The organism is Pantoea sp. PNA 03-3, assembly GCF_003201175.1.
GTDB classification, from domain to species: Bacteria; Pseudomonadota; Gammaproteobacteria; order Enterobacterales; family Enterobacteriaceae; genus Pantoea; species Pantoea stewartii.
Genome location: NZ_QICO01000004.1, coordinates 292,681 through 308,916, shown reverse-complemented (window position 1 = coordinate 308,916; position 16,236 = coordinate 292,681). Strand labels below are relative to the sequence as shown.

The window sequence follows — 16,236 nt, the reverse complement described above, 5'->3', positions numbered from 1 at the left end:
AGCTTTTGCGTTTGGCTAGCGCAGAAGCTGCAACATCAGTTGGGGCATCTGATTTGCCTGGGCCAGCATGGCGGTACCGGCCTGCTGTAAAATCTGCGCCTGTGACATCGCCGATACCTCCGCAGCGTAGTCTACGTCCTCTATCCTGCTACGGGCAGAGGTAAGGTTTGTGACCATATTGTTCAGGTTGGCGATAACCGACTGAAAGCGGTTCTCATAGGCACCCAGCATACTACGCTGACTATCAACGGATTTAATCGCCCGATCGAGATCGGCCAAAGGCGTACCGTCTGTCGCGGTTCCACTTGTTCCGCCGGTAACATCCCCTTTTAAAACGTCAAAGCCTTCTGCCGCAACCGTACGGGCCACGCCATTTACGGTATCTCCTGAGGTCATTTGCCGGATATTAAGTGTTGAGCCGGTGGTACCCGCTTTCAGAAGGTTATAGCTGTCGCTGGCATCCAGATCGATCGTGATCGTTTCGCCGTCTTCCGCACCGACCTGAAAGCGATACGCAGCCGAGCCCGATCCGGTATTCAACATACTAATGCCGTTAAAATTCGTTTGTGCGGTAATACGGTTAATCTCCTCCATTCGCTGATTCACTTCTGTCTGAATAGAGTCGATATCCGCAGCGGAGTTGCTGCCATTTTGCGCCTGCACCGTCAGGTCACGTATGCGTTGCAGGTTGTCGTTAATCGTGGAGAGCGCCCCTTCAGCGGTTTGTGATAGCGAAATCGCATCATTGGCATTTCTGCCCGCTACCGTCATGCCGTCGATGTTTGAGGTCAAACGATTAGCAATCGCCATTCCCGCCGCATCATCTTTCGCACTGTTAATGCGCAAACCTGAAGACAGGCGCTCAATGGCGGTCGATAAAGCATTTTGAGAGTTATACAGATCGTTTTGAACGATCAACGACACGATATTGGTATTGATAACCGACATGATACGCTCCCTGGTTAAGTCGCTTAACGTTCTGAAAACCGTGAAATGACGTTCAATGGTGGTAGCCGGGATCACGCGACAGGTGTGACAGAAAACAGTATTACCTGCATAACGACGTTTTCACAAAAGCGGAGCGGCTTCGGTGTGTTGCAAAATTTTACCTGTTATAACAAGGTAAGGTGAGGTGATTAGAATTTTAAGTTTTTGATTTAAAAGACAAAATACAAGGCGGAATTAAGGTGTCAGCGTTCAGCGCAAAAAATTTGATTTAACAGAGCGGAAAGACAGGGGGATTTCGGTCAGGAAAGGGTTTTTTTGCCCGGCGCCGCGCCCTGCCCAGAAAGGCGTTGCGTAATTATTATGCGTTTTGTCATACATTTTAAGGACGTTTAACATTTTGCGTGGGCGCTAACCGTAAAAAAGCCCCTCCCGGAGGAGAGGCCTGCACGAGGCGTGCATCGGGTCCGATGCGCCCGTGTTAGCCGTTAAACGTATCCGGGTCAGGACCTAAACGCTTACCGGTATCAAGCTGGGCAATCTCACTCATTTCTGCCTTATCCAGGCGGAAATCGAACACATTGAAGTTTTCTTCGATGCGTGCCGGCGTGACGGATTTCGGGATAACCACCAGCCCGCTGTCCAGATGCCAGCGGATAACGATTTGCGCCGGCGTCTTACCGTATTTTTTGGCCAGAGACTTGATGATTTCCTGATCGAATACGCCTTCGCCGCCCTGAGCCAGGGGACTCCAGGACTCGGTCTGAATCTGGTGCATGGCGTTCCAGGCATGCAGCGTGCGCTGTTGCAGCATCGGATGCAGCTCGATCTGGTTGATCACCGGGGTTACACCGGTTTCTTCCAGCAGACGTTTCAGGTGCGGCTGGTTGAAGTTACAGACGCCGATGCTTTTGACCAGGCCTTGTTGCTGCATCGCAATCATGTTCTTCCAGGCGTCAACGTACTGATCTTTCTCCGGGCACGGCCAGTGCATCAGATACAGATCTACCTGCTCCAGCTTCAGTTTTTGCAGACTGGTTTCCAGTGCCTGCTGGACATTTTGCTGGTCAGCATTCCACAGTTTAGTGGTGATAAAAATATCCTCACGCGCGACATCGGTTTCCTGTAACGCCTGACCAATCGCTTCTTCGTTTTTGTACGCGGCGGCGGTATCAATTGAACGATAGCCAACGTCCAGCGCTTTCAGCACGGCGTTGCGCGCATCTTCCATGCTGGCTTGCCACACGCCAAGTCCGAGCTGTGGCATCATGTTACCGTCGTGCAGTTTGATAATAGGTTGGTCTGCCATATCCTGCTCCTTACATTTGCAGTAAACCAGGGAATCTTCGCTGTGCTTAAGTCTAGCTAACAATTTTCAGGCTGCCTGCGAACAGGCGAGGATAACCCTGCCTGATCCTGTAAACTTCTTGCCTGATTCTCCATTTTGCTGGCGATTTAACCAGGCGCGCGGCAAACTGCGCTTTTTATTTTCAGGAGTGATGATGCCCCACGACTTACTGTGTCAGCGGCTGGCTCAACAGGTGGTCACGCTGATGACGAACGGACGCGAACAGCTGTGTCCGGTGGAAAATGTCTCACTGATTTATGCGGGGCAGCACCGACCGCGTGAGCCCATCATGTATCAGCCCGGCATTGTCATTTTGTTTCAGGGCAGCAAAACCGGTTATCTGGGCAGTACGGTTTTTCAGTACGACGCCACAAAATACCTGATGCTCACCGTGCCGCTCCCGGTCGAATGTGAAACCTGGGCGTCACCCGAGCAGCCTCTGGCCGGGATGTGCCTGCGCGTGGATACGGCCAGCCTGCAGGATTTGCTGATGGACATCGGTGATGACGAAGGGTTTCAGCCTCAGCCGTTGACCTCGGGCATTCACTCTGCCTTTCTCACGGAGCCAATGCTGTGTGCGGCAGAACGCCTGCTGGATGTGATGACCCAGCCTCGTGATGCAAGGGTGCTGGGGCCACAGATTGTGCGGGAAATTCTTTACTATGTGCTGACCGGCCCGATTGGGGGTGCACTGCTGTCACTGGTGAGTCGTCAGACGCAGTTCAGCCAGATTGCCCGGGCACTGCGCCGTATAGAGAATCACTATGCCGACAACCTCAGCGTGGACACGCTGGCGGCAGAGGTGAACATGAGTGTCTCAGCGTTTCATCATAATTTCAAAGCGGTGACGCAGACGTCGCCGCTGCAGTATCTCAAGCGGTATCGCCTGCATCAGGCGCGTTTACTGATGCTGCAGGATGGCCTGAAAGCCAGCGTCGCGGCGGTGCGCGTCGGTTATGAGAGTCCGTCGCAGTTTTCGCGGGAGTTTAAGCGCTACTTTGGCGTGACGCCGGGTGAGGAAGTGAATCGGGTGCGTCAGACGGTGGCCGAACCGCCCGCCTGACGCACGCGTGGTCAGGCTCTTTGACGACGTTTTTTCCAGATAACCACGATGCTGCCAACCAGCCCGACGACCAGCAGCACCATCGGTAATACCATCAGGACAGCCATCACCTGATCTTCGTGCCGTTTGATAAACGGCACCTGGCTGATGCCGTAACCCAGCGTCACCACAATGCCCACCCACAGCAGACCGCTCAGCCAGTTAAACAGCTGAAAACGGCTGTTCTTCAGGCCGGAAATGCCCGCCATTGTTGGCAAAATGGTACGAATAAAGGCCAGAAAACGTCCCACCAGCAGCGCCATCAGGCCATGACGATTAAACATATTCCATGCGCGTTGGTGATATTGTGCCGGAAGCTGCATCAGCCAGCTCTTAACCAGTCGGGTATTACCCAGCCAGCGGCCTTGCAGGTAACTGAGCCAGCAGCCCAGACTGGCGGCGGTGGTCAGGATCAAAAGCGTGGGGAAAAAATCCATCACGCCTTTGGCTACCATCGCGCCAGCCAGCAGCAGCAGACTGTCGCCGGGCAGAAAAGAGGCGGGCAGTAAACCATTTTCCAGGAATAGCGTCATAAACATCACGCTGTAGACGATCCATACCACTTCCGGATTGGCCAGCGCGGCGAAGTCTTGATGCCAAAGCGCGTGCACAATCTCATGTAAAACACCCATTAGCTATCCCATTACGTCACAATCATGCTGAATTATAGTGTTCAGATCGGCCTGACCTCTTGGTTGTCGCCTGCCCCAGAGTGGGCGACAACCTTAACCAGCGGGGGTTCTTCTGCTCGCTGAACACTTTTATATTAAGAGAATTTTAACATCTATCTGGCTGTGGCCTGTCGATATATCACACGGGTCTGTATCTGGTTTATATCAGGTTTACTCTTTTAGCGCGTCAGGCGTGTAAAACCCGCGTCAAGATCAACCAGTAAATCATCCACATGTTCCAGACCGATGTGCAGCCGTACCAGCGTACCGCTGAAATCAACGCCGCCCGCCGGGCGAATAGCCGCCAGCTCTTCGGGTTGACTGGCTAAAATCAGCGACTCATAACCGCCCCATGAGTACGCCATGCTAAAGTGCTGAAAATGATCAAGATACATCGCTAACTGCTCGCGGCTCAGTTTTTCTTTCAGCACAAACGAAAATAATCCGCTGCTGCCGCTGAAGTCGCGTTGCCAGAAGGCGTGACCGGGGCATGAGGGCAGCGCCGGATGATTCACTCTGGCGACCTCCGGGCGGGCGGCCAGCCATTCCGCGACCTGAAGTGCACTTTCTTCATGCTGCCGCAGACGTACGCCCAGCGTACGTAACCCCCGGCTGGCCATGTAGGCGGTATCGGCATCCACCATCTGCCCCATCAGGTAGCTGTTCTCGCGCAGTTGATCCCAGCAGCGGGCATTGGCGACGGCGGTCCCAATCATGGCATCGCTGTGACCAATCAGGTATTTGGTGCCAGCCTGAATCGAAATATCCACGCCCAGCGCAAGAGGACGAAACAGCACGCCCGCCGCCCAGGTGTTGTCGATCATAATAATCGCGTCCGGTGCTTTTGCGCGCACCGCCGCCACAATGGCGGGGACGTCCTGCACCTCCATCGTGATGGAGGCGGGCGACTCCAGGAACACCACGCGCGTGTTGGGCTGAATCAGGGTGGCGATCGCATCGCCGATGCCGTGATCAAACCAGGTGGTGGAGACCTGAAGTTTAGCAAGGATTTTGGTGCAGAAATCCTGGGTTGGTTCATACACCGCGCCGCTCATCAGCACATGATCGCCTGCTTCAACAAACGCCAGAATAGCGTTAGAGACCGCTGCGGCGCCGCAAGGATACAGCACACAGCCCGCGCCGCCTTCCAGCTCTGTCATGGCGTCCTGCAAGGCAAAGTGGGTCAGCGTGCCACGACGACCATAAAACAGTTCGCCCTTTGCCCGCCCTGCGGTCGCGCGTTTTTTCTCCGCAACGGTATCGAAAACCAGCGACGAGGCTCGCTGAATGACCGCATTCACCGAACCCTGGGTATAACGTTTATCGCGTCCTGCGCTGACGAATGTGGTATCAATTTTTTTTGTGGTCATGAACTCCCTGCCTTGCCGCTTGCACCTGAGCCTTCACGTTAGCACGAATTCGGCGATGACGTTGAGGGGCAACACAGATTATTCGCGCAGCAACAGGGAGATTTCCCGTGCGGCCTCCTGCAGTAGCGGCAAATGGTGTTGACGCAGCGTATCCGCAGAAACCTGTCCGGCATGGACGCCGACGTTCAGAGCGGCCACGATGCGTCCGTCCGCGCCACAAAGCGGCACGGCAAGCGAACGCAGACCGATTTCCAGTTCCTGATCGTTAATGGCGTAACCCTGCTGCCGGACGCGGGTCAGTTCTTCACGCAGTGCGCTGCTGCTGACCAGCGTGTGGCTGGTATAACGCAGCTGGGTCAGCCGCGCCAGATAGTCGTTCAATGGCTCAGCGGCAAGCCCACTCAGCAGCACTCTGCCCATGGAGGTGGTACTGGCGGGCAGACGACTGCCGATATGCAGGTCGATCGTCATGATGCGCGACGCGGACGCGCGGGCGATATAGAGAATGTCATCCCCGTCCAGCACTGCCATCGAGCAGGACTCGTTCAGCGTCTGGCTCAGCTGGCGTAAAACCGGCTGTGAGGCGCTGGCGAGCGGCGTGGCACCCAGCCAGTTATGACCCAGAGTGAGCACGCGCGGACGCAGTTCAAAGTTTTTACCATCTTCGGCGTAGACAAAACCCAGCTTACTCAGGGTGTACAGACAGCGCCGCACGGCTGCGCGCGGAATACCGGTGCGCTGACTGATTTGCGACACGGACATCACGCGTCGCTGTGGGGTGAATGCCTGCAAGACCTCCAGCCCACGCGCCAGTGAGGCCATAAAGTTCGGATCCCCTTTCCAGGGATCGCTGCTGCCGCGCAGCGTCTGATCGTCATCCGTCATGCTTTTCTCCCGAGATTAACTGGATCGTCCTGCAACTGTGCGAACGATCACATTGTGCCATTTGGTTTTGCCAGTGACCGATAATCGCACACTATTTCGATAATCGGTATTGTTTGCGCTCACAGAGCGATCTACTTTTTGGCTATTCACTACCAACCGGCTGATGCCGGGCTAAAGGAACAGCTAATGATCAATAAAAGTGTGGCAACACTGGCAGAGGCCGTGGCGGTCATCCCGGACGGGGCCAGCATCATGATTGGCGGATTTGGACCTGCCGGTCAGCCGCTGGAACTGATAGATGCGTTGATCGAAAGCGGCGCTCGCGGGCTGACGGTGATCAGCAATAACGCTGGCAACGGTGACAGCGGCCTGGCCGCGCTGCTTAAGGCAGGCCGCGTTGATAAAATGATTTGTTCATTTCCGCGTCAGGTTGACTCCTGGGTGTTCGATGAGCGCTATCGTCGTGGAGAGATTGAACTGGAGCTGGTGCCGCAGGGCAACCTTGCCGCCAGGATGCAGGCCGCGGGCAGCGGTTTAGGCGGCATTTTCACCCCCACCGCCTTTGGCACGCCGCTGGCGGAAGGCAAGGAAACGCGGGAAATCGATGGCCGCCATTACGTGTTCGAAAAACCGCTCAAAGCCGATTTCGCGCTTATTAAAGCCCATCAGGGCGACCGCTGGGGCAACCTGGTGTACCGCAAAGCGGCGCGGAATTTTGGCCCCGTGATGGCGATGGCCGCCACCACGACCATTGCCCAGGTAGCAGAGCTGGTGCCGCTGGGCCAGCTCGATCCTGAAAACGTCGTCACGCCGGGCATTTTTGTCCAGCGCCTGGTGTGCGTTCCCCATCCCGTTACCCTGACCGTTTCAGCCTGAGGAGTCGGCAATGCAAAAACTCACCCGTGACCAACTGGCACAGCGCGTGGCGCGCGATATTCCGGAAGGGGCTTACGTTAACCTGGGGATTGGCCTGCCGACCCGCATTGCGAACTATCTGCCTGCGGACAAAGAAATCTTTCTGCACAGCGAAAACGGACTGCTCGGCATGGGGCCAGCGCCTGCGCCGGAAGACGCCGATCCGGAGCTGATCAATGCAGGAAAAGAGCTGGTAACCCTGCTGCCGGGGGGCTGCTTTTTCCATCATGGCGACTCCTTTGCCATGATGCGTGGCGGGCATCTGGATATCTGCGTCATGGGCGCGTACCAGGTATCCGTCAGCGGCGATCTGGCGAACTGGAGTACCGGTGCGCAGGATGCAATTCCTGCTGTCGGCGGCGCCATGGATCTCGCCATTGGCGCGCGCAAGGTTTACGTGATGATGGACTATCTGACGAAAAAAGGGGAATGCAAGCTGGTGAAGCAGTGCAGCTATCCGCTCACCGGCCTGGGGTGCGTCAGCCGGATCTATACGGATATGGCCGTGATTGATATTACGCCGGACGGTCCGCTGGTGGTCGAGTGCTGCCCCGGACTGAGTTTCGAGGCGCTCCAGGCGGTCACGCCGGTGCGTTTACTGCAACCTGAACTGGCGACCACCGCCTGAGGAACCGTGAATGCAACAGGCTTTTATTTGTGATGCGCTCCGCACGCCATTTGGCCGTTATGGCGGCGCGCTCGCGGGAATTCGGGCAGACGATTTGGCGGCCTTACCGCTGGCGGCGCTGCTTGCCCGTCAGCCTGCTTCTGTCGCGCAGGCGATCGATGATGTGATCTATGGCTGCGCCAATCAGGCAGGCGAAGACAATCGTAACGTGGCGCGTATGGCCCTGTTACTGGCCGGGCTGCCGTCCAGCGTGCCTGGCACGACGATCAATCGTCTTTGCGGTTCGGGGCTGGATGCCATCGGCATGGCGGCCAGGGCAATAAAATGCGGCGAAGCCGAGGTCATGATCGCAGGCGGCGTAGAGAGTATGTCGCGCGCGCCCTTCGTGACCGGAAAAGCAGAAAGCGCGTTTAGTCGAAGCCTGAAAATGGAAGACACCACCATGGGATGGCGTTTCATCAACCCGCAGATGCGCGCCCGCTTTGGCGTTGAAACCATGCCGGAAACGGCGGAAAACGTGGCACGCGATTTTGCCATCAGCCGCGCCGATCAGGATGCCTTTGCGCTACGCAGCCAGCTTCGTACCGCGCGTGCGCAGGAGATGGGCCTGTTCAGTGACGAGCTGATGACCGTCACTCTCCCACAGCGCAAAGGGGAAGCCATCACTGTTGCCTGCGATGAGCATCCGCGCAGTACCTCCCTGGCGGCGCTGGCGGGATTAAAAGGCGTCGTGACGCCGGACAGCAGCGTGACGGCAGGCAACGCCTCGGGCATCAATGACGGGGCCTGCGCCTTATTACTCGCCAGTGAAAACGCGGTTGCCGCCCACGGCCTCACGCCGCTGGTGCGTGTGGTCGCGATGGCTGCCTGCGGTGTTGAACCGCGTATCATGGGTTATGGTCCCGTACCTGCGGTACGCAAAGTGCTGGCCCAGAGTGGCCTGACGCTGGCACAAATGGACGTAATCGAATTAAATGAAGCGTTTGCTGCCCAGGCGCTGGCTGTGACGCGGGCGCTCGGGCTGGCCGACGATGCCGCGCAGGTGAACCCTAACGGCGGCGCAATAGCGCTGGGCCATCCGCTCGGCGCATCCGGTGGAAGGCTGGCCATGACCGCAGCCTATCACCTGCGGCGCACCGGAGGACGTTACGCACTCTGCACCATGTGCGTCGGTGTCGGGCAGGGAATCGCACTTATTCTGGAACGGGTATAATCAATGTCTCTTTACCGCGCCATGTTTATGGCTTCTCCTCTCAGTGAGGGCTTCAGCGATACGGCGCTGCTGCAGGGGATGCTGGATTTTGAAGCTGGCCTGGCACAGGCACTTGCCAGTGCGGGGCTGATGGACCGCGAATCTGCGCAGATCATTCAGGACTGCTGCCGTGCCGACGCGATCGATGCCGCTGCGCTGACCCAGGCCGCAGGGCTGGCCGGCAACCTGGCGATTCCCCTCGTCAAACAATTGACCGCTTTGGTGGCTGCCCGATCGCCCGAGGCGGCGCGCTATGTCCACTGGGGCGCAACCAGCCAGGACGCAATCGACAGCGGACTGATGCTGCAACTGCGCGCGGCGCTCAGCGGTACGGCTACGCTGTTGGATCGGCTGATTGCCGTGCTGAGCGCGCAGTGCGAACGGCACAGCAAAACGCTGATGGTCGGACGCACGTGGTTGCAACATGCCTTGCCCGTTACCCTTGGGCTGAAGCTGGCAGGCACGCTGGACGCCCTGGTACGCGATCGACAACGCCTCAGGGCGATGCAGACGCGGGTACTGGCGCTGCAGTTTGGCGGGGCGGCAGGCACGCTGGCCTCGCTGGGCGATAAAGGCGAGCAGGTCGAGCAGGCACTGTCCGATGCGCTGAATTTGCCGCGTAGCGCCACGCCCTGGCATGCTCAGCGCGACAGGCTTACCGAGCTGGCAGGCTGGTATGCCGGCCTGACCGGGACGCTGGGCAAGCTGGCGCGGGATATGTCGCTGCTGATGCAGAGCGAGGTAGGGGAGATCAGCGAACCTCAGGCGGCAGGGCGCGGCGGCTCCTCAACCATGCCGCATAAACGTAACCCGGTACTGTGCGCCGCCATTCTCAGCGCGGCCAATCGGGTACCGGCGCTGATGTCCGGTCTGTATGCCGGGATGGTGCAGGAACACGAGCGTGCGCTGGGTGGCTGGCAGGCCGAGTGGCAGAGCCTGCCGCAGCTGATCGTACTGAGCGGCGCGGCGCTGGCCCACAGCACGGAACTGATCGACGGGCTGGAGGTGCATGAAGATGCCATGCAACGTAACCTTGGCCTGACGCAGGGATTAATTATGGCGGAAGCGGTCACGCTGGCGCTGGCGAACGAGATGGGACGCCAGCAGGCGCACCATCATATTGAGCAGTGCTGCCGCCGGGCGCTGGACACACAGCAGAGTTTGTTGTCCGTACTGAGCGCGGATGAAACGGTCAGAACGCGCCTGAGTCATTCAACGCTGGAGGCACTGCTCGACCCGGCCAATGCCACGGGCAGTGCGGCGCGCTTTATTCAACAGGTTTTAGCGGCGGCGAGGGAATCATGACACTTCATTACATCCTTGAGGGGCCAGACGATGCTCCGGTGGTGTTATTCAGCAACTCCTTAGGAACGGCGGCAGACATGTGGCAGCCCCAGCGCGATGCGCTGATCGGTCATTATCGCATTCTGCGTTACGATGTCCCGGGGCACGGTGCCTCGGCACCGAACGGACAAACCCGTTCGCTGGAACAGCTGGGGAGGGCGGTGCTGTCGCTGCTGGATAAGCTGGCTATCGACAGGGTGCATTTTTGCGGCATTTCGATGGGCGGGCTGACCGGGCTCTGGCTGGCCCGTTTCCATCCTCATCGCCTGATCACGCTCACGGTCGCCAACAGCGCCGCGAAGATCGGTGAGTCTGCGGCCTGGCAGCAGCGCGCAGCGCAGGTGCGTCAGTACGGTATGGCGGCGATTGCTGACGGGGCCGCCGCACGCTGGTTTACGCCGGCGTTCAGCGAACGGGCACCCGCCACCGTGCAGGCGTTGCTCACGCAACTGCGTGCCTGTGATGCAGAAAGTTATGCGGACTGCTGCGATGCGCTGGCTGCCGCAGATTTACGTCACGAACTGGCGGCCATTCATCTTCCTGTGCTGGTCATTGCGGGGCGGGACGATGCCGTGACGACGGTGGCCGACGCAGAAGCCATGGTGGCGCACATCCACGGCGCGCAGCTGGTGGTGTTGCCTGCGTCGCATCTCTCCAGTGTGGAGGTGTGGCTGGCGTTTAATCGTGCCCTGCAGCCGTTTATTGACGCGCAACTGACGCAGCAGCAGCGTTATCAGCAGGGAATGACGGTGCGCCGCGCGGTACTCGGTGACGCGCATGTGGAGCGCACTTTGGAGAATCTGTCCCCTCTGAACGACGAATTTCAACACTTCATCAGTCGTTACGCCTGGGGGGAGATCTGGACCCGGCCCGGTTTGTCGCGCCACACGCGCAGCCTGATCACCATCGGTATGCTGATTGCGCTTAACCGTGAAGCCGAACTGAAAATGCATCTGCGGGCCGCATTTAACAACGGGGTCAGTCGGGATGAGATCAAAGAGGTACTGATGCATGCCGCGCTGTATTGTGGCCTGCCTGCGGCGAACGCGGCCTTCCAACTGGCGCAAAGCATTTTCGACGAGCGGGATAGTGCCCGTTAAATCGCGGCGTCAGACCGGGACATCCAGCACCCGCTGACGCAATGCCGCCACCAGATGTTGTTGTTCAGGGGGCGGTGTATGCTGCTGACGGGTCAGGATGCCCACCGCTTCGGCCATGCCCTGGTTCGGCAGCGGCAGAGCCCGAAGCTGATTACTCGTTAAGTCGTCGCGCACCGCGCCGTAAGGCACCAGCCAGACGTAACCGTGGTTTTGCGTCAGCCGCCGCGCCAGCGTCGTTGACAGGGTTTCTACCGCGCCTTCAGGCAGGGTCAGCCCATGGCTGGTCATCAGCGATTCCGCATTCTGACGCGGTACGGTGCCGCGTGGCGAAAGGATCAACGGCCAACTGAGCGCTTCTGCCAGGGTCACGCCCGCATGCAGCAAGGGATGGTGCGGGGCCACGACCAGGCGCAGTGTTTCCAGATACAACAGTTCAAAGTTCAGACCGTCCATCAGAACCGGTTCCGCCATCCGTCCGATTCCCAGCGTCATTTGCCCCGACTTTATCGCCATCAGCAGCGCGTCGTTCGAAAGCGTAGTGACCTGTATACGCCAGCCCGGATAGTGCTGCTGCAGGCTGGCCAGCACTGGCGCAACCACGCTGCCGATGGCGGTCGGCAAGGCACCGATATGCAGAGGCGCGAGATGTGGCGCGCTGTCCGAACGCATGACCTGATCGACCAGCGTAAGTGCATCCAGGATGCGAATGGCGTCATGCAGAAAGCGCGTCCCGCTGGCGGTCAGCGCTGTTCCCTGGCGGCTGCGCACCAGCAGTTGTTCACCGGTCAGGTATTCCAGTTCGCTGAGGGTTTTCGATAAGGCGGGCTGAGTAATACCCAGTTGGCGGGCGGCACGGCCCAGCGTCCCTTGCTGCGCGGTGGCAACAAAAGCGTGAAGATGACGCAGGCGCACGCGCTGACTGAACCGGGAAACACTATCCATGGCTCATGGTAAGAATTTGCCGCCGTAGCGGCAAGGACAATGTAGCGACTTTGTTAAGCGTCAGACATCAAAAAACACGGTTTCGTTTTCGCCCTGCAGAACGATATCGAAACGGTAAACCGTTTCGCTGCCGCGTTGTTCACGGTGTGCCAGCAGGGTGTTGCGCCGCTTCTCCCACTCAATCAGATTCAGCACCGGATCCCGGGCATTTGCCGCCTGCTCATCGGCAAAATAGAGACGGGTGTTCAGGCCGATATTGATACCTCGTGCCACAATCCATAAGTTGAGGTGCGGCGCCATGGGGCGTCCGTCGCGGCCGGTCACGCTGCCGGGCTTGATGGTTTCAAAACGCCAGATGCCGCTGTCAAAATCGGAGCAGGTGCGCCCCCAGCCGCGAAACGCCGGATCCAGCGGCTTGTCGTGCTGCTGGTCAGCGGGATGCTGGTAGCGCCCGGCGGCATTGGCCTGCCACACTTCAATCAGCACATCGCGCACCGGCGTGCCAGAACCATCGTAAACACAGCCTTCAACGGTAATGCGCTCACCGCGCGTTTCCGGCTGCGTGAGCACCTCGCTGAAATTATGTTCAAAGATATCAAAGCCCGCGGCATGCGGTGCCAGGCCAATGTGCACGTAAGGGCCGGCAGTTTGTGAGGCTGTTTCAGGCAGATAGTTTTTCATGATGCGGCTCCCTGAGTGCGGTTTTCGAACCAGGTTGCGCGGTGACCCCGCAATACCAGATCAAAGCGATAGGCCAGACAGTCCAGGGGAATCGCCGAATGCGTATCCAGCTCTGCAATCAGGGTGCGGACGGCTTCTTCGCTGCCTACCGACTGCAGGATAGGACAGCGTCCTACCAGCGGATCGCCCTCAAAATACATCTGCGTAATCAAGCGCTGAGCAAAGGCTTCGCCAGAAAGGGAAAAATGAATATGGGCTGGACGCCAGTCGCTGACCTGGTTACGCCAGGGATAGGGGCCGGGCTTAATGGTCCGAAAGCAGTAGTAGCCGTTGTCGTCAGTCAGCATGCGACCACAGCCGCCAAAATTCGGATCGATGGGGGCCAGATACTGATCTTTTTTATGACGATAGCGACCGCCAGCATTGGCCTGCCATACCTCAACCAGGGCATTCCGCACCGGCTGACCAAATGCATCGCGCACGTAGCCATGCACAATGATGCGCTCGCCAATCGGCAGGCCGTCCTTCGCATAATTAAGAATCAGATCGCTGTCCCGGGGGCCCAGCTCCTGACGGGTGAACACCGGTGCGGTGATTTCCGATAAGGAATTTTGCAGCGAAATCAGCGCATTGCGCGGCGAGCGCAGTATGCTGGTTTTGTACAACGGCGCAAGCGCCGGCGGGTGATGGCGGTAATCACGGTGTACCAGTTCACGGGCGGGCCAGTCATTTTTCATCCAGGCATCCTTATTGTTTTGTTTTTCGCGTACAGAGGAACGAGTGTAGGAAGCGTAACTTGTAAAAGAAAAGTGAAAAAACGTAGCTGTACTCATAACCAAAAATCATGACCTGTCACATTGACGAAATGTTCCATCTGGTTCATAACAATTGCCAATCTCCGTTAGCAGAACGCCTCGCTGCTGACTGGCTGCTTTAAGGTCACCCTGTGACCGTTTATCAGGAGGCAATAATGAAACGTTCTGTCGCAACGGTCTCGGTATCGGGCACGCTGCCGGAAAAGCTGCGCGCAATCGCGGCCGCCGGCTTTGATGGTGTCGAAATTTTCGATAACGATTTAGTCTATTATCCCGGCTCACCCGTGGAGATTCGCCAGTTGTGCGAAGAGCTGGGGCTGGAAATTTTGCTGTTCCAGCCCTTCCGTGACTTCGAAGGCGGCCCGCGTGACAGGCTGGCACAAAATCTGGCCCGTGCGGCGCGCAAGTTTGAGGTGATGACGCAACTGGGCTGCCAGCGGATGCTGGTATGCAGTAATGTGTCACCCGATTGCAGCGATGATTTCAACACCCAGGTCAGCGATCTGCGTGCGCTGGCGGAGCTGGCCGCGCAGTACGGTATTACCCTCGGTTATGAGGCGCTGGCCTGGGGCCGACATGTCAGCCTGTGGCGTGATGCCTGGGCCCGCGTGGAAGCGGTGGACCATCCCTCCTTTGGCATTGTGCTCGACAGTTTTCATGTTTTGTCTCGCGGCGACAGCCTTGACGGCCTGGACATCGTGCCGCCCGAAAAAATAGTGTTTGTGCAACTGGCAGATGCGCCGCTGCTGAAAATGGACGTGCTTTCCTGGAGCCGTCACTTCCGCTGCTTCCCCGGCCAGGGGGAACTGAATCTGACGCAGTTTATGACGCAGCTGTCAGCACATGGCTATCGCGATGCCTGGTCGCTGGAGATTTTTAACGACGGATTCCGCGCTTCACCGGTAGTGCCGACGGCGCAGGACGGCTACCGATCGCTGTTGTGGCTGGAGGAGCAAACCCGCGACTGGCTGGTCAGGCAACCGCTGCTGCCCAGCGCGCTGGCTTCACTGGCGGGAGAAGAATTATTTCACTCAGCGCCTCAGCCGCCGTTGCTGGCACTGGAGTTTATTGAATTCGCCGTCAGCCATAACGATGCGCTGGCGTTAGGGCAGTGGCTCACGCAGCTTGGCCTGGTGCACGCGGGCGAGCACCGTTCGAAACAGGTTTCGCTTTATCGCAACGGCAAGGTCAACGTCATTCTGAATGCGCAGCCCGACAGCCAGGCCAGCGGTTACTACCATCAGCATGGTATTTCCCTCTGTGCAGTGGCCTGGCGCGTACGCGGCGTGGAGAACCTGATTCAGCGGGCGCAGGATTATGGCTACGCTATCTGGCAGGGCGAAACCGGCCCGAATGAACGTCAGATACCGGCTTTATGCGCGCCGGATGGCAGCCTGATTTATCTGGTGGAAGACGAGCCCGCCGGTCAGGACGGTTACCACAGTGATTTCAATTTAACGCATCGCAGCGCGCCTCAGCCTGCGATGCAGACCCTGGATCATCTGGCGATCGCGTTGCCGGATGAAACGCGCGACAACTGGATTATGTTCCTGCGCAGCGTACCGGGCTTTGTTCAGGATACCGAATGGGAACTGCCTGATCCGCTTGGGCTGGTGCGCAGCCGCGTTTTACGCAGCCCGAATGATGCTATCCGTCTGCCGTTGAATATGTCGGTCAGCCGGGAAACGCAGATCGCCCGTGCGTTGACGACCTACCAGGGGGCGGGATTACAGCACGTGGCGTTTGGTTGCGACGATCTGTTCAGCGCAGTAAAAGCCGCCCGCGAACGCGGCCTGAAAACCTTGCGCATCCCCGCTAACTATTATCAGGATCTGCTGGCGCGCTTTGACCTCGACCCGGATTTTCTGGCGCAGTTACAGCGCTTTGACGTGATGTATGATCGCGATGAACAGGGCGGAGAGCTGCTTCACGTCTATACGGAACCCTATGAAAAAGGGCGCTTTTTCTTTGAACTACTGGAGCGGCGGCGTCGCTATCACGGCTTCGGTGCGGCAAACGCGCCGGTACGGCTGACCGCCATGCGGTAATTCACAGGGGCCAGGCTGACTGGCCCCGTTACCGCAATCCCGCGTTTTCTCTCTTTCCCCTTCCTGGCATCACGCCGATCACGCTCACAATCCTCACCGGACAGTCCAGACAGACTTTCCAGAAAATTCCTTATTTTTAACAAGCCATTAACGCATTTCAGCTGCCTGCACGGGCGCAGGTTGCGCGATA

At 58.1% G+C, this 16,236-nt stretch carries 15 protein-coding genes and 1 pseudogene; 8 read left to right on the top strand and 8 right to left on the bottom strand.

Annotated elements, in window-relative coordinates:
- Window positions 1-15: 15 nt before the first annotated feature.
- Window positions 16-948: a flagellin gene (locus C7433_RS14470; RefSeq protein WP_039342155.1), complete on the bottom strand. Its 933-nt coding sequence runs from the start codon at window positions 946-948 to the stop codon at window positions 16-18.
- Window positions 949-1,426: 478 nt separating this feature from the next.
- Window positions 1,427-2,254 carry a 2,5-didehydrogluconate reductase DkgA gene (gene dkgA / locus C7433_RS14465; RefSeq protein WP_006118176.1) on the bottom strand — a complete coding sequence of 276 codons (828 nt, stop codon included), beginning with the start codon at window positions 2,252-2,254 and terminating at the stop codon, window positions 1,427-1,429.
- A 193-nt stretch (window positions 2,255-2,447) separates the two neighbouring features.
- Here dkgA and C7433_RS14460 point away from each other — a divergent pair, with 193 nt between their 5' ends.
- Window positions 2,448-3,356, top strand: coding sequence for an AraC family transcriptional regulator (locus C7433_RS14460; RefSeq protein WP_033739797.1), 909 nt, complete (start codon window positions 2,448-2,450; stop codon window positions 3,354-3,356).
- 11 nt (window positions 3,357-3,367) lie between these two features.
- Here C7433_RS14460 and C7433_RS14455 read toward each other — a convergent pair whose 3' ends face one another.
- The 3 genes from C7433_RS14455 to C7433_RS14445 all read right to left on the bottom strand — a co-directional run bounded on the left by C7433_RS14455 (window position 3,368) and on the right by C7433_RS14445 (window position 6,321).
- Window positions 3,368-4,027 carry a DedA family protein gene (locus tag C7433_RS14455; RefSeq protein WP_006118175.1) on the bottom strand — a complete coding sequence of 220 codons (660 nt, stop codon included), beginning with the start codon at window positions 4,025-4,027 and terminating at the stop codon, window positions 3,368-3,370.
- Between the two features lie 218 nt (window positions 4,028-4,245).
- Window positions 4,246-5,436 carry a cystathionine beta-lyase gene (gene metC / locus C7433_RS14450; RefSeq protein ID WP_110268407.1) on the bottom strand — a complete coding sequence of 397 codons (1,191 nt, stop codon included), beginning with the start codon at window positions 5,434-5,436 and terminating at the stop codon, window positions 4,246-4,248.
- A gap of 78 nt (window positions 5,437-5,514) precedes the next feature.
- Window positions 5,515-6,321: an IclR family transcriptional regulator C-terminal domain-containing protein gene (locus C7433_RS14445; RefSeq protein WP_110268406.1), complete on the bottom strand. Its 807-nt coding sequence runs from the start codon at window positions 6,319-6,321 to the stop codon at window positions 5,515-5,517.
- A gap of 186 nt (window positions 6,322-6,507) precedes the next feature.
- On the opposite strand from C7433_RS14445, the gene C7433_RS14440 reads away from it, so the two are divergent.
- From C7433_RS14440 to pcaC, 6 genes and pseudogenes are all read left to right on the top strand, one after another.
- Window positions 6,508-7,197 carry a 3-oxoacid CoA-transferase subunit A gene (locus C7433_RS14440; protein ID WP_054633141.1) on the top strand — a complete coding sequence of 230 codons (690 nt, stop codon included), beginning with the start codon at window positions 6,508-6,510 and terminating at the stop codon, window positions 7,195-7,197.
- A gap of 10 nt (window positions 7,198-7,207) precedes the next feature.
- Window positions 7,208-7,864 carry a 3-oxoacid CoA-transferase subunit B gene (locus C7433_RS14435; protein WP_033739788.1) on the top strand — a complete coding sequence of 219 codons (657 nt, stop codon included), beginning with the start codon at window positions 7,208-7,210 and terminating at the stop codon, window positions 7,862-7,864.
- Window positions 7,865-7,874: 10 nt separating this feature from the next.
- On the top strand, window positions 7,875-9,077 hold the full coding sequence (pcaF, locus tag C7433_RS14430) for a 3-oxoadipyl-CoA thiolase (RefSeq protein ID WP_110268405.1): 1,203 nt from the start codon (window positions 7,875-7,877) through the stop codon (window positions 9,075-9,077).
- A gap of 3 nt (window positions 9,078-9,080) precedes the next feature.
- Window positions 9,081-10,421 carry a 3-carboxy-cis,cis-muconate cycloisomerase gene (locus C7433_RS14425; RefSeq protein ID WP_039342170.1) on the top strand — a complete coding sequence of 447 codons (1,341 nt, stop codon included), beginning with the start codon at window positions 9,081-9,083 and terminating at the stop codon, window positions 10,419-10,421.
- Window positions 10,418-11,173, top strand: a pseudogene (gene pcaD / locus C7433_RS23915) (3-oxoadipate enol-lactonase); the annotation flags it as partial. The gene C7433_RS14425 and the pseudogene pcaD, both read left to right, overlap by 4 nt.
- A complete protein-coding gene (gene pcaC / locus C7433_RS23910) occupies window positions 11,174-11,560 on the top strand; it encodes a 4-carboxymuconolactone decarboxylase (RefSeq protein WP_233255787.1) in 387 nt (128 codons plus the stop codon). It begins immediately after the preceding pseudogene.
- A gap of 9 nt (window positions 11,561-11,569) precedes the next feature.
- Here the strand turns inward: pcaC and C7433_RS14415 are convergent, their stop codons facing one another.
- From C7433_RS14415 to pcaH, 3 genes are read right to left on the bottom strand one after another with little or no spacing between them, the layout of a single operon-like run.
- Window positions 11,570-12,502 carry a LysR substrate-binding domain-containing protein gene (locus C7433_RS14415; RefSeq protein WP_110268403.1) on the bottom strand — a complete coding sequence of 311 codons (933 nt, stop codon included), beginning with the start codon at window positions 12,500-12,502 and terminating at the stop codon, window positions 11,570-11,572.
- A 60-nt stretch (window positions 12,503-12,562) separates the two neighbouring features.
- On the bottom strand, window positions 12,563-13,183 hold the full coding sequence (gene pcaG / locus C7433_RS14410) for a protocatechuate 3,4-dioxygenase subunit alpha (RefSeq protein ID WP_033739781.1): 621 nt from the start codon (window positions 13,181-13,183) through the stop codon (window positions 12,563-12,565).
- The gene (pcaH, locus tag C7433_RS14405; protein WP_033739780.1) at window positions 13,180-13,920 is read right to left on the bottom strand and encodes a protocatechuate 3,4-dioxygenase subunit beta; all 741 of its coding nucleotides are present in this window, start codon (window positions 13,918-13,920) and stop codon (window positions 13,180-13,182) included. The genes pcaG and pcaH overlap by 4 nt, the downstream gene beginning before the upstream one ends.
- 233 nt (window positions 13,921-14,153) lie before the next feature.
- Between pcaH and C7433_RS14400 the strand changes: the two genes are divergently transcribed.
- The gene (locus tag C7433_RS14400) at window positions 14,154-16,046 is read left to right on the top strand and encodes a bifunctional sugar phosphate isomerase/epimerase/4-hydroxyphenylpyruvate dioxygenase family protein (RefSeq protein ID WP_110268402.1); all 1,893 of its coding nucleotides are present in this window, start codon (window positions 14,154-14,156) and stop codon (window positions 16,044-16,046) included.
- Window positions 16,047-16,236 lie beyond the last annotated feature (190 nt).

Bases quoted from the DNA above. Each gene is read 5' to 3' on its own strand.
- C7433_RS14470 (WP_039342155.1), bottom strand. From the start codon at position 948: ATGTCGGTTATCAATACCAATATCGTGTCGTTGATCGTTCAAAACGAT.
- dkgA (WP_006118176.1), bottom strand. From the start codon at position 2,254: ATGGCAGACCAACCTATTATCAAACTGCACGACGGTAACATGATGCCA.
- C7433_RS14460 (WP_033739797.1), top strand. From the start codon at position 2,448: ATGCCCCACGACTTACTGTGTCAGCGGCTGGCTCAACAGGTGGTCACG.
- C7433_RS14455 (WP_006118175.1), bottom strand. From the start codon at position 4,027: ATGGGTGTTTTACATGAGATTGTGCACGCGCTTTGGCATCAAGACTTC.
- metC (WP_110268407.1), bottom strand. From the start codon at position 5,436: ATGACCACAAAAAAAATTGATACCACATTCGTCAGCGCAGGACGCGAT.
- C7433_RS14445 (WP_110268406.1), bottom strand. From the start codon at position 6,321: ATGACGGATGACGATCAGACGCTGCGCGGCAGCAGCGATCCCTGGAAA.
- C7433_RS14440 (WP_054633141.1), top strand. From the start codon at position 6,508: ATGATCAATAAAAGTGTGGCAACACTGGCAGAGGCCGTGGCGGTCATC.
- C7433_RS14435 (WP_033739788.1), top strand. From the start codon at position 7,208: ATGCAAAAACTCACCCGTGACCAACTGGCACAGCGCGTGGCGCGCGAT.
- pcaF (WP_110268405.1), top strand. From the start codon at position 7,875: ATGCAACAGGCTTTTATTTGTGATGCGCTCCGCACGCCATTTGGCCGT.
- C7433_RS14425 (WP_039342170.1), top strand. From the start codon at position 9,081: ATGTCTCTTTACCGCGCCATGTTTATGGCTTCTCCTCTCAGTGAGGGC.
- C7433_RS14415 (WP_110268403.1), bottom strand. From the start codon at position 12,502: ATGGATAGTGTTTCCCGGTTCAGTCAGCGCGTGCGCCTGCGTCATCTT.
- pcaG (WP_033739781.1), bottom strand. From the start codon at position 13,183: ATGAAAAACTATCTGCCTGAAACAGCCTCACAAACTGCCGGCCCTTAC.
- pcaH (WP_033739780.1), bottom strand. From the start codon at position 13,920: ATGAAAAATGACTGGCCCGCCCGTGAACTGGTACACCGTGATTACCGC.
- C7433_RS14400 (WP_110268402.1), top strand. From the start codon at position 14,154: ATGAAACGTTCTGTCGCAACGGTCTCGGTATCGGGCACGCTGCCGGAA.